At 68.4% G+C, this 19,904-nt stretch carries 17 protein-coding genes; 5 read left to right on the top strand and 12 right to left on the bottom strand.

Translation table 11 applies throughout. The features are described from left to right. Positions 1-273 precede the first annotated feature (273 nt). From FHS87_RS20785 to FHS87_RS20815, 7 genes are all read right to left on the bottom strand, one after another. Positions 274-465, bottom strand: a complete 192-nt coding sequence (locus FHS87_RS20785) for a response regulator (protein WP_184521238.1) — start codon at positions 463-465, stop codon at positions 274-276. Continuing rightward, positions 462-4,124, bottom strand: coding sequence for a PAS domain S-box protein (locus FHS87_RS20790; RefSeq protein ID WP_184521239.1), 3,663 nt, complete (start codon positions 4,122-4,124; stop codon positions 462-464). Before FHS87_RS20790 ends, FHS87_RS20785 begins: the two co-directional genes overlap by 4 nt. 501 nt (positions 4,125-4,625) lie before the next feature. Next, positions 4,626-5,369, bottom strand: a complete 744-nt coding sequence (locus tag FHS87_RS20795) for a class I SAM-dependent methyltransferase (RefSeq protein ID WP_184521240.1) — start codon at positions 5,367-5,369, stop codon at positions 4,626-4,628. A gap of 185 nt (positions 5,370-5,554) precedes the next feature. Beyond that, complete coding sequence (gene nhaA / locus FHS87_RS20800; RefSeq protein ID WP_184521241.1) at positions 5,555-6,775, bottom strand: Na+/H+ antiporter NhaA; 1,221 nt, start codon at positions 6,773-6,775, stop codon at positions 5,555-5,557. 142 nt (positions 6,776-6,917) lie between these two features. Then, positions 6,918-7,436, bottom strand: a complete 519-nt coding sequence (locus tag FHS87_RS20805) for a hypothetical protein (RefSeq protein ID WP_184521242.1) — start codon at positions 7,434-7,436, stop codon at positions 6,918-6,920. Positions 7,437-7,469: 33 nt separating this feature from the next. Next, a complete protein-coding gene (locus tag FHS87_RS20810) occupies positions 7,470-8,204 on the bottom strand; it encodes a hypothetical protein (protein ID WP_184521243.1) in 735 nt (244 codons plus the stop codon). A 487-nt stretch (positions 8,205-8,691) separates the two neighbouring features. After that, positions 8,692-9,225, bottom strand: a complete 534-nt coding sequence (locus FHS87_RS20815) for a TetR/AcrR family transcriptional regulator (RefSeq protein WP_221300214.1) — start codon at positions 9,223-9,225, stop codon at positions 8,692-8,694. Positions 9,226-9,486: 261 nt separating this feature from the next. Between FHS87_RS20815 and FHS87_RS20820 the strand changes: the two genes are divergently transcribed. From FHS87_RS20820 to FHS87_RS20830, 3 genes are read left to right on the top strand one after another with little or no spacing between them, the layout of a single operon-like run. After that, a complete protein-coding gene (locus tag FHS87_RS20820; protein ID WP_184521245.1) occupies positions 9,487-9,984 on the top strand; it encodes a (2Fe-2S)-binding protein in 498 nt (165 codons plus the stop codon). Beyond that, on the top strand, positions 9,981-11,036 hold the full coding sequence (locus tag FHS87_RS20825) for an FAD binding domain-containing protein (protein WP_184521246.1): 1,056 nt from the start codon (positions 9,981-9,983) through the stop codon (positions 11,034-11,036). Before FHS87_RS20820 ends, FHS87_RS20825 begins: the two co-directional genes overlap by 4 nt. Continuing rightward, positions 11,029-13,263: a xanthine dehydrogenase family protein molybdopterin-binding subunit gene (locus FHS87_RS20830; RefSeq protein ID WP_184521247.1), complete on the top strand. Its 2,235-nt coding sequence runs from the start codon at positions 11,029-11,031 to the stop codon at positions 13,261-13,263. Before FHS87_RS20825 ends, FHS87_RS20830 begins: the two co-directional genes overlap by 8 nt. Before the next feature lie 134 nt (positions 13,264-13,397). On the opposite strand, the gene FHS87_RS24700 is transcribed toward FHS87_RS20830, so the two are convergent. Further along, the gene (locus tag FHS87_RS24700; RefSeq protein WP_184521248.1) at positions 13,398-13,967 is read right to left on the bottom strand and encodes a transposase; all 570 of its coding nucleotides are present in this window, start codon (positions 13,965-13,967) and stop codon (positions 13,398-13,400) included. A 244-nt stretch (positions 13,968-14,211) separates the two neighbouring features. On the opposite strand from FHS87_RS24700, the gene FHS87_RS20840 reads away from it, so the two are divergent. After that, the gene (locus FHS87_RS20840; protein WP_184521249.1) at positions 14,212-15,426 is read left to right on the top strand and encodes an IS256 family transposase; all 1,215 of its coding nucleotides are present in this window, start codon (positions 14,212-14,214) and stop codon (positions 15,424-15,426) included. On the opposite strand, the gene FHS87_RS20845 is transcribed toward FHS87_RS20840, so the two are convergent. From FHS87_RS20845 to FHS87_RS20860, 4 genes are all read right to left on the bottom strand, one after another. Next, a complete protein-coding gene (locus FHS87_RS20845) occupies positions 15,401-15,841 on the bottom strand; it encodes a helix-turn-helix domain-containing protein (RefSeq protein WP_184521250.1) in 441 nt (146 codons plus the stop codon). The genes FHS87_RS20840 and FHS87_RS20845 overlap by 26 nt on opposite strands. A gap of 299 nt (positions 15,842-16,140) precedes the next feature. Then, positions 16,141-17,748 (bottom strand): hypothetical protein, encoded by a 1,608-nt coding sequence (locus tag FHS87_RS20850; protein WP_184521251.1) that lies wholly within the window; start codon positions 17,746-17,748, stop codon positions 16,141-16,143. Positions 17,749-18,066: 318 nt separating this feature from the next. Continuing rightward, complete coding sequence (locus FHS87_RS20855; RefSeq protein WP_184521252.1) at positions 18,067-18,897, bottom strand: segregation and condensation protein A; 831 nt, start codon at positions 18,895-18,897, stop codon at positions 18,067-18,069. Beyond that, on the bottom strand, positions 18,890-19,594 hold the full coding sequence (locus tag FHS87_RS20860) for a hypothetical protein (protein ID WP_184521253.1): 705 nt from the start codon (positions 19,592-19,594) through the stop codon (positions 18,890-18,892). The genes FHS87_RS20855 and FHS87_RS20860 overlap by 8 nt, the downstream gene beginning before the upstream one ends. Before the next feature lie 82 nt (positions 19,595-19,676). On the opposite strand from FHS87_RS20860, the gene FHS87_RS20865 reads away from it, so the two are divergent. Further along, complete coding sequence (locus FHS87_RS20865) at positions 19,677-19,871, top strand: hypothetical protein (protein ID WP_184520967.1); 195 nt, start codon at positions 19,677-19,679, stop codon at positions 19,869-19,871. The last annotated feature ends 33 nt before the right edge of the window (positions 19,872-19,904 follow it).

A 19,904-nucleotide genomic window follows, 5' to 3' on the forward strand; every position in this document is an offset into this window, starting at 1 on the left:
CATCTCAGCCTCCCGAACCAGCCGTCGGAAGGAGCGAATCACACCTATGGCCCTGGCGGGATCACATGCGAGTCAGCGATCAAGGCCGTTGGTATGAAACATCAGCCGCCAGCTGCCCACAGACATGCCCCCACCAACTGGGGATAACTTGCCCCGGTCGGAAGCGGGCGGCTGATCGTCAGGCCCGGTTCGCCTACCCCGGCTTGCCCGGCGCCCAGATTTCCTGGTTGGGGTTGTTGTGCCAGAGGTCAGCGGGCCGGAGATGGCCGAGGTTCACGTCGAGCACCGCCCCGTCGAGCACGCCCCCTCCCGCGCGAGGGCCATCGCCTCGCCCACCTCCGGCACCGGCCCGACCACCTCCGCGCCGGCCCTCTCCAGCGCCTCCCTGACCTCCTCGGCGATGAAGTACTCGTCCTCCACCACGAGGATGCGCCGGCCCCGGAGCGTCTCGCCTCCCTCACTCACGATCCTGCCTCCTCCACCACCCTGAACGCGCCGGCGGGGAGCGCGATGAGGCAGCGCACCCCGTCGGGGGTGAATTCCAGCGCCGTCTCCGCCCGCATCTGGTAGGGCAGCGCGCGGGTGATCAGCTCGCTGCCATAGCCCCGGCGCGCGGGCGGGCCGCCGGGAATCGGCACCCCGCTCTCCCGCCAGGCGATGAGCAGCCGCGCGCCCTCCTCGACCCGCCAGGTGACGGAGAGCCTGCCGCCGGGCTGCGCGATCGCGCCGTACTTCACCGCGTTGGTGGCGAGCTCATGGAGCGCGAGCGCCACCGGCTGCGCCCCCTCGCCGGGCAGGTCCACGGGCGGCCCCTCGACCACCACCCGGTCCGACACGCCGTCGCCGACGGCCTGGAGCTCGGCCTCGACGAGGTCGCGCAGCGCCACCGCGTAGCGCTCCGTCCGGGCGAGGAAGCCCTGCACGCGCCCGAGCGCCGCGAGCCGCTCGTCGTACTCGTCCCGGCCCGGCTGGGGCGGGATGGAGCGCCGCGCGAGGTTGCGCACCACCCTGAGCAGGTTGCGCGTGCGGTGCTGCAGCTCGGCGACCAGCACGGCCTGCCCGGCCTGGAGGTGCTTGAGGTCCTCGATGTCCGTCGTCGTGCCCAGCCACTCGACGATGCGCCCCTCCGGCTGCTCCGCCGTCCCCGCGTTCCGCACGGGGACGGAGCGCGTCTGGTGCCAGCGCCAGGCGCCGTCGGCGGCGCGCCGTACCCGGTACTCCATCTCCAGCCGCCCGTGCGGCCGCGCCGCGTGCCAGGCGACCATCGTCCTCGCGCGGTCGTCGGGATGAAGCGCCTCGAGCCAGCCCCAGCCGTGGCTCCCCTGCTGGCTCTGCCCCGTGTAGCCCCGCCACTGCGGGGAGGACCACGTCCAGCGCCCCTCGGCGCAGGAGCGCCCCTCGGCGCAGGAGCGCCAGACGAGCTGTGGGATACCCTCGGCGAGCATCCGGAACCGCTCCTTCTCCCCTACCAGCGCCGCCGTCGCGTCGTGGATGTCTGTCACGTCCTGCACGATGCCGGCCACCCGGACGACGGCCCCGGCCTCGTCGCGGATCGGGAACCCTGTGTCACGCAGGTGTACAACCCGACCATCGGAGGGTCGGACCACGCGGTAATGGGCGATCGCCGTTTCACCAGCGCTCGCGCGAGGGAGGAAGTCGGCTGCGCCTGCCAAATCGTCGGGGTGGACGAGCTCGCGCCAGCGCCGGATGTCGGCCAGCACGGGCCCGCGCGCCTCGCCGAACATCCGCTCGAAGGCCGGCGATAGGTACTCCAGTCGCGAACCATCGACGGAGACGATCCATATCGTATCAGCCGAGTTATCCGCAAAAGCGCGAAACAGCTCCTCGCTCTCCCGCAGCTTCGCCGCGGCTACCTCTGCTTGCAAGCGAAGCAGTTCCGCCTGCGCTTCCTTCCAGGCGGTGATGTCCTTCGTCGTTGTCGCGACACCGTCTCCGAGCTTCACGGCGGACTGAAGAAACCAGCCGCTGAATTGCTCATGCGCATAGTAGCGTTCGGCAATGATCGGTTCGCCGGTTCTGGTGACATGTCGGAAGGCGTCGAAGATACCTTCCGGCACCACGCCCGGGTTCCGCTCTACGAGGCTCTGCCCCTCACGCACCTCACCGTAGCGGCTGGCGGAGGTGTGGTTGTTCAGCACCCAAACATAATCGACGATCTCGCCCGCCGCATCGCGTACGGCCTCAAACACCTGAATCATGTCGACCGAGCTATCGATTGTCGCTTGGAGAAGGTCGCGGCTCCGCTCCAGTTCAACTGTCCGCTCCCGCACTTGCCGTTCAAGGTCAAGACGGTAACGAGCTTCGCTCTCCCGCAGCGCTGCCTCGACGTGCTTGCGGGCGTCGATGTCGATGTTCATACCAACCCACTTCCTGATGCTCCCCTTCGCATCGAGCACGGGCGCGGCGCGTACATTGGTCCAGCGCCAGCTGCCGTCCGGAGCACGGAGGCGGAACTCGGCATCGACGAGCCTCCGGGCCGCGATCGCGTCTCGCCATTGCCGCTCGACATAGGACCGATCGTCGGGATGGATCGCGTCCAGCCAGCCGAAGCCGAGCCATTCCTCCAAGGTCTGGCCGGTGAAGGTCCGCCAGCTCGGGCTATCAGTGGTGACGACACCGTTGGGATCGCATTCCCACACCGCCTGCGTCCAGCTCTCGATCAGGAGGCGGTGCCGCGCCTCACTCTCGCGCAACGCGACCTCGGCGCGCGCCCGCTTGATGGCCGACTTCACGCGCTCGGCCACTTCGCGGACCAGGCCCTCCTCGGAAGCCGACCAGGCGCGCGGGGTTGCGCTCTGCACGGCGAGCACGCTCACCTCGCCCTTTTCTTCGAACAGGACGGCGTCGGCGAAGGCGGCGATCCGGCCGTTGCGCAGCTCGGCCCGCGCTGCCGGTGTCAGCCTCGGATCCTGCGCGGCATCCCTGACCAGGATTACGGCGCCCGGCCTATAGGCCGCGATGAAGTCGGGTCCGAACGGCTTCAGTGAGTGCTCGCCGACCAGGGATGGAACGCCGCGGGTGTGATCCTGCTCCACCGTCAGCAGGTCGCCTTCGATCTCGCCGTAATAAACCCGGGAAACGCCCAGGCGCTCGCAGAGGCGGGTTGTGGCGACCGTCGCAATCTCCGTGGGCGTGGTGAGCAGGCCGAGAGCGTCGGAGAGCGAAAGCAAGAACTTCTGCTGTTCCTCCCTCTCGCGCAGGGCCGCCTCGGCCGCACGGCGCTCGGTGACGTCCTGGCCGATCTTGAGGAAGCCGAGCAGGGTGCCGTCCGGGTCGCGCAGCGCCCGGGTGGAGCCGTCGATGAAGACGCGCCTGCCATCCTTGCGGATGTGCCAGCGGACATTCGGGGCCACGCCCTCGTTGCGGGCCGTCTCCGTCTCCCACCGATCCTGGCCGCTCTCCCGGTCCTCGGGCGTGAAGGTGATGGCAGCGGGTTGCCCGACGGCCTCCTCCGCCGTCCAGCCGAAGACGGCCTGCGCGCCGGGCAGCCAGTCGGTGATCCGGTCCTCCGGGTCGGAGAGGAAGATCGCGTAATCGAGGGCCGCCTCCACCGTGAGGCGGAAGCGCTCCTCGGTCGAGCGCAGGGCGCTGACCACGAGCAGCCGGTCGATCACCGGGCCAAGGATGTTGGCGTAGGTGCGCAGGAACTGGATGTCGTCCTCGCCGAACTCGCGCAGCTCGGTGGAATCCACCTGCAACAACCCGTAGGGCTGCCCGCCCGGCCGGAAAATCGGGACGTTCACCAACGCCACCACCCCGGCCTCCCTCATGGAGGGCGGGACGCTGAAGCGGTCCTCCTTGGCGATATCCTGGGAGACGACCGGCTCGGCCGCCTCGATGGCGAAGGTCTCGGAGGAGTGCTCCTCCATGGGCAGCCGCACCCGGCCGACGATGCCGGGATCCCAGCCAACGCCTGCCCTGACGAGGAGCTGGCGTTCCGCATGCAGGATTTCGAGGATCTTGGCGCGCCCGGTTCCGAGCGCCTCTCCCACCAACCGGCAGGCCTCGGCCAGGATCTTATCCAGGTCCGGGGAGCGTATGGCCAGTTCGCCGAAGTCCGCGAGCACCTGCTGCCGCTTCATAATCCGGTCGAGGTCGGGCATCACGGTCCCTGCTGATGGCACCCCTGGTCCAACGAGAGGGATGATGCCTCTGCGGCCTGTTACAACCCTTTATCTCAGGACCAACGCCGAAGGGTCCGAGTGGCTGCCATAGCCTCGCTGACCTTCGGCATGGGGGCGGCCGGTAGGCGCGATCAGCGGATTGGAAGGGACGTTTACGCGCAAGCATCGACGGGTTTGCTGCCGGTCTCCGATCGGTTTCGGCCCAAAACCAGGAGATTATGGCCTCTGGCGGCGCGAGTAGGCACGATAATTCCCTAACTGGCGTGCCTGGGGGGCAGAGGAGGGGAGCTCGCCACAATCGTCTCGCGTGTCACGTTCGGGCTCGATGAGGATGAGTGTGGGCAGCTTTGCGCCCATATCAGAACATCTCAGGTTATTTGCCCGCGCTCTGAAGCGGACATCGTCAAAGCAGCAGCCTTCGCGGACAGACTTTTGCCCTAGATGAAGCGCCTCCGGCTGGATGCGATCCTCACGGACCGTCTATGGCCTACCCTCGTCCACGTTCCGGGCCACACAGATCTGGTTCAGGCTCCCGGCGGTCAGCGTTTGACGCTCGAAGTCACCGTAGCGCGCCACGAGTTCCAGGCCTGCGGCCTCCAGCAGCAGGGGGATCTCCTGCGGGAAGAACTGTCGCAGCACCAGTGGTGCCATGACCTGCTGCCTCCCGTCACCCTGCCGAACGCGCCAGTGCGAGACGCGCACCTGCCTGATCGGGTCGTAGCGCGCCGTCTCTTCCGCCTCGATGGCCGAAGCGGGATTGGGACCAAGATCCAGGCGCCTTGCCTCCCCTTCGGGGCGCGCCAGCAGCCATGGAGCTGGCAGCGCCACATCGAAGGCCAGCACGCCCCCGGGCGCCAAGTGTCGTCGCACCGCGGTGAGACAGGCCCGTAGGTCTCCTGGATCCGTCAGGTGACCCAGCGAGTTGCAGGAGATGATCACCAGCCCAAAGCGTCGCCCGAGATCGAAGTGCCGCATATCACCCAGGACAAATGAGGCCCGCACGCCCCAGGCTGCCGCCTTTCGAGAGGCGACCGCCAGCATCGCCCGGGAGGCATCCCCTCCCGGTCCCGCAAGCCAGTTCGAGAACCGGCCCGGGCCATCTTCTCGCCTCCTCGCGATAGAATGCCTCGCAAGGTCCGGGCTGCACGATGGCGTCGTAGAGATCCGCCCTGTCGTAGATGGAGGGAAGCTCCTCCTCGGAAGACGTGAGGAGGGTGTCACCACCGAATGAGCTGCCCTCCCAATTGGAGACAGACTGGCCGAGGGTCGTGTCCGAGGTCGTTCGCATGGGCCGTGGGTGGCAGTGAAGCAGAGCTCACTCAACCGCGAACGAGGGTTGATCCTGTTGCATTGAAGCGCGTCGGAGGCGCCCGGCCCTACCTGTCAAGCAAGGCCGGAACGCCATCCGGCTACTCTGCCGCTCGCGGAACCCTCACGTCGACCTGAGGCGCCGGGATCTCGCGCGGTGCGATCCGGAGGACCGCCCATCCCGCGATCCCGGCCAGGATGGAGCCGAAGAGGATGCCGATCTTGACCTCGTCCTGCAGCACCGGGTCGTTCGCGAAGGCAAGCATGCCGATGAAGAGGCTCATGGTGAAACCAATGCCGCAGAGGAGGGAGACGCCGAGTATCTGCATCTTAGTCGCGCCCATCGGCACGTCTGCGAAACCGAGCCGGATTGTCAGGGCCGCACTTCCGAACACACCGATGACCTTGCCCAGGAGCAGCCCGAGAGCGACGCCGAGCGTGAGGTGATCGGTTAGTGCATCCATGGTCAGCCCGGAGAGGGACACGCCCGCGTTGGCGAAACCGAAGATCGGGATAACCAGGAAGGCGACCCAGTAGTGCAGGCCATGCTCCAGGCGGTGCAGCGGCGAGCCGTGCATGTCGTCCGGCTTGGCGGGCGCTGGTTGAAGCGGGATGGTGAAGGCCAGCACCACGCCTGCGATCGTCGCGTGGACGCCGGACCGCAGGACAAAGTACCAGAGAGCCGCACCTAGGAGCAGGTAGGGCAGGAGCCGCACCACTCCCATGCGGTTCAGGATGACCAGCGCGGCTACCACGGCAGCTGCCAAGCCGAGGTTCAGGGTGGACAGGTCGCCGGTGTAGAAGAGCGCGATGATGATGACGGCGCCAAGGTCGTCGATGATGGCAAGCGCTGTCAGGAATACCTTGAGCGAGGTCGGCACCCGCGAGCCGAGCAGCGCGAGTACGCCGAGGGCGAAGGCGATGTCGGTGGCCGCCGGAATGGCCCAGCCCCGGAGCGTGTTCGGGTCGTTCCAGTTGAAGGCCGCGAAGATAAGGGCCGGGAAGACCATGCCACCCGCAGCCGCGACACCGGGCAGGATGCGGCGGCTCCAAGTGGCGAGCTGACCGTCCAGCACCTCGCGCTTGATCTCAAGGCCCACGAGTAGAAAGAACACCACCATCAGGGCGTCGTTGATCCAGTGCAGCACGCTGAGCGGGCCGAGATAAGCGTTCAGTGCCCCGAAGTAGCTCGGGCCCAAAGGTGAGTTCGCGATCACCAGCGCCAGGGCGGCTGCAGCCATGAGGACCAGCCCGCCGGATGCCGAGTTGTCGAGGAAGGCACGAAGCATTGAGACGGGCCGGTTATCGTGTCCCGCAGCCATGGCCATACGAGAGCTCCTTTTCGGACCTGCCCCGGTCAGGGCGCGAGGTGAAGTCGGTGGAATATGCAGCGCCCATGGGGATCTCCCATGGGCGCTCGATGCGTGAAGGCTGGAAAGCGGGCACTTCCGGCCAACCCTAGTGTCAGCCGTCTCGGCGCACCTGGGCCGACTTCACGAACTGCGACACCCGCCCGACCTCGCGGGGGTCAACCTGCACCGTATCTCCCCTGTTCGGGAGGGGGCGCATGCCTCCCCTCGCCGTCCATCCGGCGCTGGGATGGTGGCGCACCTGGTTGGCCCGCTTCATCTCCAGAGCACGGCGCGCGATCTCGCCCTGGCTCGGGCGCCTCTCCAATTTTTCCAGGCGGTCGATCTGCTTGTTCACCCGCTTGAGGGCTGCGGCAAAGAGCTGCTTCTTGCGCGCCGTACCCGCCTCGCTCGGGGCAGGGTTGGCGCTGCGCGGCTCCGCCTTGCCCCGCTGCTCGCGTCGCCTCTGGCGCGTTACGTCCCGTGCCTTGTCCCGGTAATCCCGGACACGCCGGGCAATGCTGATCAGCTCGCCTTTCTCCAGCCCGCAGATGTCGGGGTAGTGCGTGCCCACGACCGCCTCGAACTCGGCGTCGGTCAGCATGCGGCGCTCCGCCGCGATGGTCTCAGCCATGCGTCGTCTCCTTGCAAATCGGGCGGGGGGTCGTCATGCCGCGCACTCCTGAGGGTGGTGACCCAGTTGGCTGTTTGAGGTGGTAAGGGGCCTAAAGGCTGCCATCGAAGCCCCAACGAGGAGCGGACGTCGGATCGGGATCGGGTGCGGCGAAGGATGGGCTACCTTTTCCTCGCTCCCGGCCTTGAGGCCGAGCAGCTCGCGTGCCCGGCCGAGCGCTCCCCCGAAGGCGTGCTGCTCTACAGCGGCCACGCCCCGCAGCTTGTTGCAGGCTGCCTCGATGCTGTCGTGCTGCGCTTCCACCGTCCGCATGATCAGCGGCCAGCTGGACCGGCGAGCGCGGCGTCGGGCGGCGAGGTTCCGGGCCGCCTCCTCGGGCGGCGTTGAAAGGTGCAGCACGTGCAGCCGGTGGCGCTTGGCCAGCAGGGCTGAGCGGCGATGCTCGGCGCTCCAGGCCGATCCCTCCAGCAGAACGTCATGGCCCGCCGCTGCCCAGTGGTCAGCCAGGCGGAAGATCTCGTCCAGGCCTCCGTGAGCGGCAGGGATGGTGTCGCACCCGCCCGAGGTCCTCTCGTACTGCCCGAGCACGACCAGGGGACGGCCACCCTCGGGGTGGCGCAGCCGGTACCCGATTGGCTTCTCCCGCCCCTTCTGGCGGAGAGGCTCGGCCTGACCCCCCTCTGTCCAGCTATAGGCCGCAAGGATGCGTCGAGCGAGCTCGGTCTTGCCCGAGCCGCCGACGCCGCGTGGATTGATGATAAAACCCAAACCGCCCCCCTCACTAACCGGTGAAGGGCTAATGACCATCAATCCAGTGCCCGTTGAACCAAACAAACCGGGAGTTTGCGCGCTCCATACTGTAGCATTTCAGCAGTTTGGATCTGCAAGCGGGGCAGCAGATTGGACCACCGGCAGTCACTCACCGGAACGTCGGCAGGTCCGCTTGATCGTCTGGTCGCTCGAAAGCAGTCAGGCAGCTCTCGTGAAGGGTTTCGGACGCCTGCGGCATCCGAAACCCTTCACGAGAGCTGCCGGGCGGCTGTCAGGAGCAGACCACTTGAAAGCGGACGTTCGGCCCTCGCGCAGCGCTCGGCCGGGCCCGGCCCAAAGTAGGCCTCGCGTCCGGGTTGGATGTGAGAGCGCCGCCCCAAGCGGGCGGAGATGATCCCGCATCTGGAGAACCCGAACGCGCGGGATGTCGGCCTTGGCGACGGTGACCGCTTCACTCAGGCGAGCGATCTCCGGCCCCCAGCGGTCAATGGTCAGATGTCCCGCGCGGCCAGGGTCGCAGCCCGTCCAGGAAGACGTCGACCAGGCGCAGGACCTGCGCCTGCCAGCCGGGCCCGTCCTGCAGGTAGGAGAGCCCGACGACGGCGCGAAGCAGGTCGTCGGGGCTGATGTCGTCGCGGACCTCGCCGGCTCCCGCCGCCGGGCGTAGCAGCGTGCCGATCGCTTCCTGCAACCGGGCGCTGGTGTAGCTCATGAGCTCTGGCGGCTTGTGCGCGGCGAGCGCCAGCGCCGCTGCCATGCCCTTCTTCGTCGCCACGAACTCCACCAGCGACCGCATCCAGCGCCGCAGGCCCTCGAGCGGCCGCGTCACGCCGACGAGCTGCGCGGCCAACTCCGCGAGCTGCTCCACCTCCCGCCGGTAGAGCGCCTCGTAGAGCGCCTCCCGCGTCGGGAAGTGGCGGTAGAGCGTGCCGATGCCCACGCCTGCCTGCCGGGCGACCGCCTCCAGCCCGACCTCGGTGCCGCCCTGGCTGAACACGGCCTTTGCCGCCTCCAACACGCGTTCGCGATTCCGGACAGCGTCCGCTCTGGGCTTACGCTGGCTCCTGCCCTGCTCCTTGGTCATCGCCGGCCACGGTCTCCCCAGGCAGTAAACGGAGGCTTCCTCCGTTTTTGTCTTGTAAGCGGAGGATACCTCCGTATATGACGTCGCAGCGGCCCAATGGCCAGTCCTTGCCGCCGCCTGCAACCCGCCGCCCGCCAGCCTAGAGGCCCTCGGGCGGGCAGCCTGTCCGCACAACGCTGCCATCGGAGGCTCCGCATGAGCTTGTCGGTCACCTTCATCATCAACCGCGTCCCGAAAACGGTCGAGCTGGACGACCCCCGCGTTACCCTGCTCGACCTGCTGCGTGAGCGGCTCGACCTCACCGGCACCAAGAAGGGCTGCGACCGCGGCCAGTGCGGCGCCTGCACCATCTTGGTGGACGGCCGCAGGGTGAACGCCTGCCTGGCGCTCGCGGTCAGCCATGACGGGGCGGAGATCCTGACCATCGAGGGCCTTTCGAATGGGGGGGCGCTGCACCCCGTGCAGGCCGCCTTCATCGCGCATGACGCCCTCCAGTGCGGCTTCTGCACGCCCGGCCAGATCATGAGCGCGGTCGGCCTTATCGAGGAGGGCCACGCCGGCGACGACCCCGAGCGCGTGCGCGAGGGGATGAGCGGCAATCTCTGCCGCTGCGCCGCCTACCGCGGGATCACCGAGGCGGTGGTGGAGGCCACGCGCGCCATGGCCGGCACGACGACGCAGGAGGCCGCATGAACCGCTTCGACTATGTCCGCCCCCGCACGGTCGCAGAGGCCGTCGCCGCGGGCGCCGAGCCCGGCAGCGCGTTCCTCGCGGCCGGCACCAACCTGCTCGACCTCATGAAGATCGGCGTGGCGCGTCCGGCGCGGCTGGTGGACCTGAACCACCTGCCGGGGCTGGCGGCCATCGAGCACGCGCCGGATGGCGGCGTCAGGATCGGCGCGCAGGTGCGCAACGCCGACCTCGCCTACGATCCGGACTTCGCGCGCCGCTTCCCGGCGGTGGCGGAGGCGCTGCTCTCCGGCGCCTCAGCACAGCTGCGCAACGCGGCGACGGTGGGCGGCAACCTGCTGCAGCGGACCCGCTGCGCCTATTTCCAGGACACCGCCAGCTCCTGCAACAAGCGCGAGCCCGGCAGCGGCTGCGACGCGCGCGATGGCGAGAACCGGTTGCATGCCGTGCTCGGCTGGAGCGAGGCCTGCATCGCGACCCATCCCTCCGATTTCTGCGTGCCGCTCGCGGCCTTCGGGGCGGTGGTGGAGATCGAGGGACCGGCCGGCCGCCGCGAGGTCCCGCTGCAGGACTTCCATCTGCTGCCCGGCAAGACCCCGGAGCGCGAGACGGTGCTCGCGCCGGGCGAACTGATCGTCGCACTGCGCCTGCCGGCCGAGGCGGCGGCCTTCGCCGCGCATAGCCGCTACGCGAAGCTGCGAGAGCGCACCTCCTACGCCTTCGCGGTGGTTTCCGCCGCGGCCGGGCTGAGGATGCAGGGCGGGCGCATCGCTGCGGCGCGGCTCGCGCTGGGCGGCGTCGCCGCCAAGCCCTGGCGGACGGAAGCGGCGGAAGCCGCGCTGCTCGGCGCCGAGCCGGGGGCAGACGCCTTTCGCCGCGCAGCGGAGCTTGCCCTCGCGGAGGCGCGGCCCTCGGGCGAGAACGAGTTCAAGATCGAGTTGGCGCGTCGCATCGCGGTTCGCGCGCTGACCCTGGCCGCGGCCGGTACGCCGGACCGGCTGCCGGCGCTGCCGGCATCCCCCTTCGCCCCGATCCCGGGAGGCCTGCATGGCTGAGGTTCATCACATGCGGCACGGCTCCAATGCCGGCCAGCCGATCACCCGCCGCGACGGCGTGCTGAAGGTGACGGGCGCCGCCCGCTACGCCGCCGACAACCACCCGCAGGGCATGCTCTACGCCGTGATCGCCGCGGCACGCATCGCCCGCGGCCGCGTTGCCGCGCTGGATGTGGCGGCGGCGCAGGCGCATCCGGGCGTGGTCGAGGTGATGACCGCGGCGAACCGCCCGCCGCTCGCCGTGCATCCGGACGACAAGTCGGTGCCCTTCTCCTTCCGCATGGACCTGCTGCAGGACGACCGCGTGCGCTACGCCGGGCAGCCCGTCGCGGTGGTGATCGCCGAGACGCTGGAGGCCGCGACGGAAGGCGCCGCGCTGCTCGCGCCCCGCTACAGGGCCGAGCCAGTGGAGGTCACCCTTGACGCGCCCGGCGCCTTCGTGACGGAGGTGGTCGGCGTCGGCGTCCCGGGCGAGCAGCACTATGGCGACTTGGCGGCCGGACTGGCCGCGGCCGCGCGGCGGATCGAGGCGACCTACGAGACGCCGACGCAGTTCCACAACGCGATGGAGCCGCATGGCGTGGTCGCCTCCTGGGACGGAGATGCATTGTCGCTCGACATGCCGACCCAGGGCTTCGCGCTGACGCAGATGCGGCTAGCGGCGCTGTTCGGCATCAGGGCGGAGGACATTCACATCCGCAGCCCCTTCATCGGCGGCGGCTTCGGCTCGAAGCTGCTGAGCGGACCGCAGGTGCTGGGCGTCCTCGCGGCGCGGCTGATCGGGCGCCCGGTGAAGCTCGTGCTGACGCGGGCGCAGATGTACGGCCCCGTGACCCACCGCGCGCCGACGCGCCAGACGCTCCGCCTCGGCGCCGCGCCGGACGGCGCGCTCACCGCCGTGCATCATCATGTCCGCACCGTCACGAGCCGCTTCGACGACTTCCTCGAGCCCGCCGCAGGCGTCAGCCACACGCTCTACGCCGCACCGGCGATCGCCACCACCTACGAGGCGCTGCGGCTGGACATTGGGACGCCCGGCTTCATGCGCGCCCCGGGCGAGGCGAGCGGCAGCCTGGCGCTGGAGGGTGCGATCGATGAACTGGCGGCTGCCTGCGGCATGGACCCGCTGGAGTTCCGGCTGCGCAACTACGCGGAGGTGGAGCCGATTTCCGGCAAGCCCTTCTCCTCTAAGGCGCTGCGCGAGTGCTACGCGCAGGGCGCGGCGCGCTTCGGCTGGTCCGGCCGGCCCCTGACGTCGCGCAGCCTGCGCGACGCGGATGGCAAGCTGGTCGGCTGGGGCCTCGGCACGGCGACCTTCCCGGCGCTGATGTTCCAGGCCGAGGCGCGCGCCGTGATCCGGCGGGACGGCACGGGCGTGGTTGAGACCGGCGCGCATGACATGGGGCAGGGCGCCTGGACGGCCTTCGCCCAGATCGCGGCGGAGAGCCTCGGCCTCGATGTCGGGCAGGTGGAGTTCCGCTCCGGCAGTTCCGACCTGCCAAATGCCGGCATCGCCGGCGGCTCCGCCCACACCGCGACGGTGGGCAGCGCGATCCAGGCGGCGGGCGAGCAGGCGGTGGCGCGACTGGCGGAGCTCGCCGTCGCGGACCCTCGCTCGCCGCTCTTCGGTGCCGACAACATCGGCGTGGTCGCGCGCGATGGCAGGCTGGTGCGGTGGGACGATGGGAGCCGTAGCGAGAGCTTCGCCGAGATCCTCGACCGTGCCGGGCTGGAGATGGTGGAAGGCCGCGGCAGCGCCGCCGCGGATGCCGATGCCGCGGAGCGCTACGCGATGCACGCGCACGGCGCGGTCTTTGCGGAAGTGAAGGTGGATCCCGAGCTCGGCCAGATCCGCGTCACGCGGCTCGTCGGCGCCTTCGCCGCAGGCCGGATCATCAACCCACGCCTGGTGAAGAGCCAATACTATGGCGGGATGATTTGGGGCGTGTCCTTCGCCCTGCATGAGCGGGCCACGCTCGACCGGCGCACGGGCCGCGTGATGAACGCGGATTTGGCCGAGTACCACATGCCGGTGAATGCCGACATCCCCTCGGTCGAAGCCATCTTAGTCGATGAGGAGGACCCGCATGTGAATGCGTTGGGCGTGAAGGGCGTCGGCGAAATCGGCATCACCGGCAGCGCCGGCGCAGTGGCGAACGCGGTCTGGCACGCGACCGGCGTGCGAGTCCGCCGTTTCCCAATCGCCATGGAGGAACTCCTCGGCTGAGCCGCAGCCGGACCGCGTCGGGGTGTCTCGGCGCGATCCGCTCATGCAGCGGATCGGCGGCTTCCGGCGGCGCGGCAGGCCAAATCCGGGCCGATGCCCGGGCAACGACTTGGTGCACGGACGCGAACGAGATATTAAACAAAGTCAGTGCCGAGCGTGCCCGTTCCCACACCTTCGAAACGGTGTGATACCGCCCCGCTCAGAAGTTGACTTGGTTCAGGTAGGGGTAGCTCGTCAGGGAGAGTAGTCGCTCTGGGGTGAGCGCGTTCCAGGCGGTGCAGAGCGCATCGACAATGGCGTCGTAGCCCGCGAGTAGGCGGCGGCTGAGGTGCCCGCGCCGGTACAGCCAGACGCGTTCCACTGGCTTCGAAGCACTGCTTCGAAGGTTCAGGGCTGTAGGGCGGCAAGAAGACAAGCGTGACGTTGCCGGGGATGCGCAGGTCATGGGCGATGTGCCTTCCAGCGCCATCCACGACCATGGCGGCGTGCTCGTCAGGCGCAAGCGCGGACGAGAAGCCGCCCAGGAACAGCTGCATGGTGCCTGTCGAGACATGTGGGAGGACGAGCGCGAAGCTCGCTCCGGTGGCGGGCCGCACCGCTGCGAACAGGTGCGCCCAGGTGTAGCGTTGATCGCATAAGCCAGGAGGGCGCTGGCCACGCGTGAACCATCGGTGGCACACACGTCCCTTCTGGCCGAAGCGCATTTCATCCTGGAACTAGAGTGTCAGGCGTTTGCCGGGGTGCTCGGCCTTGATGCGGTCCAGTTCGTTCTGCAGCCCCCTTTTGCGAAGGCCTCCCGGGCGGCCGGATCGACCTTGGGGTGCGAGGGCCGGTCGCGTCCCTGGGCGTGGTGTAGGACCTGACCGCGCCCGAGGGGCGGTCACCGCGGTGGTTTTCAGTAGGGTTTGGGTTGTCGAGACCTACAACCCCGATCCTGGACCGACCACGATGACCGATGACGAGACTGCCCTTCGCGAGATGCTGGCGAAAGGCTCGGATGCGACCTTCCTGCGCGAGATGATCGGCTTTGCCGCTGAGCGGCTGATGGAGCTGGAGGTAGGCGGGCTGACCGGGGCGGCTCCTGGTGAGCGCAGCCCGGACCGCCTGGTGCAGCGGAACGGCTACCGCGAGCGGGACTGGCAGACCCGGGCGGGGACGGTGGAGTTGCGGATCCCCAGGCTCCGGCGGGGGAGCTACTTTCCGTCCTTCCTCGAGCCTCGCCGGACGGCGGAGAAGGCGCTGACGGCCGTGATCCAGGAGGCCTATGTCCACGGTATCTCCACGCGCTCGGTGGATGACCTGGTCCGGGCCATGGGGCTGGACGGCGTCAGCAAGAGCCAGGTGTCGCGTCTCTGCGCCGAGATCGACGAGCGGGTGCAGGACTTCCTGGGCCGCCCCATCGAGGGCGACTGGCCCTACCTCTGGCTCGACGCCACCTACGTGAAGGTGCGCGAGGCAGGCCGGATCGTCCCGGTGGCCGTCACCATTGCTGTGGGCGTGAACACCGACAGCCGCCGCGAAGTGCTCGGCATGGCAGTCGGTGCCTCCGAGGCGGAGCCTTTTTGGCTCGACTTCCTCCGCTCCCTGACCCGCCGCGGCCTGCGGGGCGTGAAACTCGTCGTCTCCGATGCCCACGAGGGTCTGAAGACCGCCGTGACGAAGGTGCTCCGGGCCACCTGGCAGCGCTGCCGCGTCCACTTCGCCCGTAACGCCCTTGCTCATGCGGGCAGGACCCAGCGGCGCATCGTCTCGGCCGTTGGAGGTATACCTCCAACCGGCACCGCCTACGCCCAGGACGACGCGGCCTCAGCGCATGCCCAGTGGCGCACCGTCGCCGACCAGCTCCGCCCCAAGGTCCCGAAGCTCGCTGCCCTCATGGACAGCGCCGAGGAGGACGTCCTGGCCTACATGGACTTTCCCGCCGCACACCGCACCAAGCTTCACTCGACCAATCCCATCGAGCGCCTCAATGGCGAAATCAAGCGGCGCACCGATGTCGTCGGCATCTTCCCCAACGAGGCCGCCGCCATCCGCCTGATCGGCGCCATCCTGCTGGAACAATCCGACGAGTGGGCCACCCAGCGCTCCCGCTATATGACCCTGGAAGCCATCAGCACCATCAGCGATACTGCAACTGTCAGGCTTTCCGCCGTGCCAGCCTAACCCGGCCACCCAGCCCGCCGGAGACCATCGCTCCTACACCACACGATGGGACACGATCCGAGGGCCTGGCCTTCTGCCGTGACAAGCCGAGAGCGCGCACGAGCTTGGACATATGGCCCTCGTGGTAGCGCACGCCCCAGCGCGCCTCCACCTCCCGGCAGAGCTCTCCCAAAGTCCAGGCTGACAGGCCCGTGGTCTCCACCTCCGGCCCATCCAGGATCAGCTGGCGCAGGGCTGCCCGGCACGCCTCGTCCAGCCGCGGCTTGGCCCCAGGCCGAGGCCGGTCATGCAGGCCCGCCAGACCCTCGGCGTTGTAGCGCACCACCGCGTCGCGCAATGCCTGCCGCTCCATGCCCGCCAAGCGCGCCGCCTCCGCCCGCGTCATGCCCTCCAGCGCGCCCGCGATCGCCTGCATGCGCGCAGCCGCGGCACGGTCCGGCTCCCGCCGCGCAAGCCGCCGCAACTCCGCTGCCGACAGGTCACCGCGTATCACGAGCCGCTTCCCGTTCATCGTGCCCACCCTGCCCAGGTCAGACCACGACCGAATTAGCCTCCGCGGCGTCGCAACAAATTACATGCGAGTCAGTTCCGGCGCGAGCGGGTATTACAGCGTGTTTTGGTCGGCATCAGGGCACCTCGCTTGCTCAGGAGCTTACCCGAGGTGTCCACCCGTACGAGAGAAGGTCACAATGCCATCTGAAGAAAAAAGTCGAGCTAAGGCACCGGCCTAGTTCGGAGTTTCTCTACCAGGGCTTTCGCTAGCGCCCCTCGCATCTCTTCGGACCGCTTCTGGTCACGAAGCAACTCAGTTACAGTTACGAGATTGACGTCGCGTAGAGAAATGTCCTCGCCTTCCTGCCTCTCTGGGAGCGGTCTTGCCACATCCAGCAAGAGCGTAGCTTGGCGCAATGTCGATCTCCCTTCGGCACCTCCTGCCAGCGCGTCACGACCTATTTGGACATAGGACCTGATGCAATAATTCACCTTTTCGAAGGTGCCGGCGATCTCGATTGTCTTTTCTGTCAGAGCAAGGAGCTCGCTATTGAGTTGGCACAACATGACGAGCGGACTTGCTGCCGCAACCCGGTTGTAGGCGAACTGAGCCTGTTTCTCGAAGAGGAGCTCCCTGTTCGCAAACTTGACCAACTCGCCTTCCCTGATCGTGTCCGCCAGGTCACCGACGTTGATGTATCTGCCCGGCGGATGAAAGCTATCCCCCGTGGCGTCAGTGGGTGCATCGTTGAAGGGTTGGATGCCCCGCTTCCGCCGATCGAATGCAGCGATCTCCGTCCACCAGTGGAGCGGGTTCATCTGCACGAAGTGCGAAAGCCCTGTCCATGTGTCCACGGCGCCGATCCAGGCATGTGTTGATAGATGGGATGTTCTCGCCATCTCATCGGGGGTGGCTTCCTTTTTGTAGACGAGCCCCTCGTTCACACGACTGCCAAGGGCACCGACGAACCGCGTCCACGCGCGAGCTTCCGCCCTGAGCAAGCCCTTACGACGGTTCTGAACCTCGAGCGCCTTGAGCACAATTTGCCTGGCTGCCAGAGCGAGCAGCAATGTCGGCAAGGCGATCCGCCAATCCCAAACGCGACCGTCATCTACGACCGGCGGGCGGGCGTCGGTCTTGCCACCCCATGCCGCTAAGTTGACTGCGGCAGGGAAAGCCGGACGCATCCAATAACCTCCGTCCAAGCCACCGCCGATGAGTGTCTGGAGCGCCTCCTGTGACTGTGCATCTGCTGTGGCCAATCGCTGTCGTCCAAGATCCGTCGGGTTCTCGGCCTCGCTCAATGCAAACTGGGCAAAGTCGATGGAGGTTTGCAGCTTGCCGACCAGGCCACCGACGTCCCTCCAGTGAGCTGCCGCCCACGCCGCGTAGTCGAGGGCCTGTCCCTTTGCGATCTCGGCCAGGACCAGCTCCAGGCGCGCGTTGATCGCAGTGATCTGTTCGCTGATGTCTGACAGGGTTGGCTCCTTGTCGAATATGCCTAGAAACTCCCCGATCTTCTTGACGGCTCCGACCGCACCGACAACCGCACCGATGCCGGACGCCAGCGCCGCAACCGCTCCACCGAATTTGACGACATCGGTGCTGACGCCCAAAGCGTCGTAGAGCCACTGAGCGCCGCCGCCCTCCTTGGAGTTCGCCAGGAAGCGCAGGTTCCGCTCAGCAGCCAGGGTGAAGCCCTGAAGGGCTATGTCCTCCGCGGCTTTCGGCGGCCGCCGCGCTCCGGGCTTCAGCCGAACGAAATGCCCGTCACTCGTGACGGCAAGATTGGGTATGCTGGTGCGGAGGAGGACGGTGTCGGACGGCATCGTTGTGGACGCTCCCTCTGCTTCTTGTTGCAGCCGTGGGAGGCTAGCAGCGGTCTTCGTCGAATTGTGCCGGTTTTCTGCTTCGGCAGATGAGTTCCCTGTCTGATCGGAATCGATGGAAAAAATTGAGTAAAAAGCAAGCCAGCAACTGCTGAGCGCTTCGGCGACGAGGTCGGATTCGCTGTTCTAAACCTGCTGCCGGTAGACCGTAGCGAGGCGAGCGGAACGTGGCTGAGCACCACGGGCGCCCTCTTCTCCGCTCCGGCCAGAACAGTTTTGGGGAGCATTGTGGGGCGGTCCTTTTCTACACGGTTTAGGTCAGGCGTGCTGGCGCTCAGCCGAAAGTGGCGATGAGGCATCCGCAACCGCTTCCGCTCTGACGGCCCGTAGAGCGATCGGCCCAAAGGCGTCCTGCTGCTCAAGCCCGATGCCTCCGTTCCTCGCCATCTCCAGCCCCGCGACGAAGGTGCTGGCCAGCGCTGCCCGCATCCGGATCGGCCGGTCAGGGGTGTGGACTGGGATGGGCGGCAGGCAGCCCTCCAGGGTGAGGCTGGCCGGGTGCTGTCCGAGCAGTTCGGCGATGCGCCGGAGGGCGTCCGGGATACGCCAGAGGTCGAGTGGGCTGGGCCGGTATGTGGGCGTGGGCTCGGTGGTTTGTCCCTCTCTGCCCTCCAGCATGGCGAGGGTTGCCTCCAGGAAGGCGACGTACAGCTCCGCCTGTGGCCGGGCCTGGGGTGGGGTGCCCTGCCCTCGGCCGAATAGCGCGTGCCCGAGCTGCGGCCGCGCCGCGAGCCAGTCCGCCCCGGCCCGCATGCGGGCGAGCTCGTCGAGCAGCTCCAGCCGCCGGGCCGCGGTCGCCCTGGCGTCCTCGGCCTCCTCCGGGCTGCTCGGGGCCAGGAGCTGCGCCTTGAGCAGCAGGAGCCCGCTGGCCATGACCAGCCAGTCCGCCCGGCGCTCGAGCGGGATGCGCCCCTGCCCGCTCTCGATGGCGGCCACCAGCTGGTCCGTCAGGGTCAGGATCGAGAGCCGGCCGAGGTCGACCCGCTGGCGCCGGACCATCTCGATCAGGAAGTCGAGCGGGCCCTCAAAGCCCTCCACGCTGAGCCGGGGCGTGGCATAGGCAGCGGCGGAGACAAGCGCTTCAGGCACCCCGGCGCGCCCCAGTCCCTGCCTGGCGCTTGCGACCCTTCCGTTCCGGAGCGGGCTGTGAAGTGGGCGTGGGCCTTTCCTCGCCGTCCGTCTCCGGCCGTGAGCCCGGGTAGTGCGGCCGCAGCTCCAAGGAGAGCTCTGGCCAGGCGCGGCGCAGGCGGGCGATGGCGGCCCAGGGCGACCAGTCCGCCGACCAGAAGCCGATCCGCAGCTGGCCCATCTTCCGCTTGCGCCCGTCCAGGGTGGAGGGCAGCAGCTCGACGTGGCGCAATGGCCGGGTCACGCCCCAGTGGGTCCGGAGCCACCTCTTGCTCTCCCCCTCCTCCGGCCCGAGTGCCAGGATGCCGGGCGGCACGGGCAGGAGCCGGTGCAGGTCAAAGGGACAGCTCCGGTCCGTGCCCATCCGGGCGAGGGCCGCCTGATGGTTGGCCGTCGCCGCGTCGCGCAGGCGCCGGGCCAGGACCTTGGCACCCGAGAGGCTGATCGCCCGCACCCCGTCCTGCGGGCCCGCCATGGGCAGGAGGAACTCCTCCTCCAGCGCGACCAGATCCAGCACCCAGGGCACCACCCCCGAGCCGGCCGCAGCCTCTCGGAACGCCTCGACCCGCTCGGCGGGCCCGCCCACCTCCAGGGTGTTCCACAGCCAGTCCACCGGCACCGGCCTGGGCTGCCAGGGATGCTCCGGTGAGTCGGACACCCTCCCCTCCCCGGCCACCGCGGCAGCGCGGGTCTCGCCTCTCTGACTTGGCATGTCTCGCCGGCGTCCTTAGAGGGCCGCCATGCTCGCGAAACAGCTCCGCCCCATGCAGGACCTCCCCGAACCCGTCGAGATCCGGGTCAGCAAGGAGGGCTCTGGCCGGAACAGCTGGCGCTGGTCCATCTGGCGCGGCACGACCCTCGTCTCCCGCGCCGCCCAGGGCTTTTCGGGTGCCGAGGCCGCGTATGAGGACGGCCGCCGCGTCCTGAACCGCTGACGCGCGGCACCGCGCGCCCGACCGCAGGTCGCC

It is taken from the genome of Muricoccus pecuniae (genome assembly GCF_014199205.1).
GTDB lineage: Bacteria > Pseudomonadota > Alphaproteobacteria > Acetobacterales > Acetobacteraceae > Roseomonas > Roseomonas pecuniae.

Coding starts and splice junctions, on each gene's coding strand:
- FHS87_RS20820 (WP_184521245.1), top strand. CDS start 9,487: ATGAGCTTGTCGGTCACCTTCATCATCAACCGCGTCCCGAAAACGGTC.
- nhaA (WP_184521241.1), bottom strand. CDS start 6,775: ATGGCTGCGGGACACGATAACCGGCCCGTCTCAATGCTTCGTGCCTTC.
- FHS87_RS20790 (WP_184521239.1), bottom strand. CDS start 4,124: ATGCCCGACCTCGACCGGATTATGAAGCGGCAGCAGGTGCTCGCGGAC.
- FHS87_RS20830 (WP_184521247.1), top strand. CDS start 11,029: ATGGCTGAGGTTCATCACATGCGGCACGGCTCCAATGCCGGCCAGCCG.
- FHS87_RS20865 (WP_184520967.1), top strand. CDS start 19,677: ATGCTCGCGAAACAGCTCCGCCCCATGCAGGACCTCCCCGAACCCGTC.
- FHS87_RS20825 (WP_184521246.1), top strand. CDS start 9,981: ATGAACCGCTTCGACTATGTCCGCCCCCGCACGGTCGCAGAGGCCGTC.
- FHS87_RS20805 (WP_184521242.1), bottom strand. CDS start 7,436: ATGGCTGAGACCATCGCGGCGGAGCGCCGCATGCTGACCGACGCCGAG.
- FHS87_RS24700 (WP_184521248.1), bottom strand. CDS start 13,967: ATGCGCTTCGGCCAGAAGGGACGTGTGTGCCACCGATGGTTCACGCGT.
- FHS87_RS20845 (WP_184521250.1), bottom strand. CDS start 15,841: ATGCAGGCGATCGCGGGCGCGCTGGAGGGCATGACGCGGGCGGAGGCG.
- FHS87_RS20850 (WP_184521251.1), bottom strand. CDS start 17,748: ATGCCGTCCGACACCGTCCTCCTCCGCACCAGCATACCCAATCTTGCC.
- FHS87_RS20840 (WP_184521249.1), top strand. CDS start 14,212: ATGACCGATGACGAGACTGCCCTTCGCGAGATGCTGGCGAAAGGCTCG.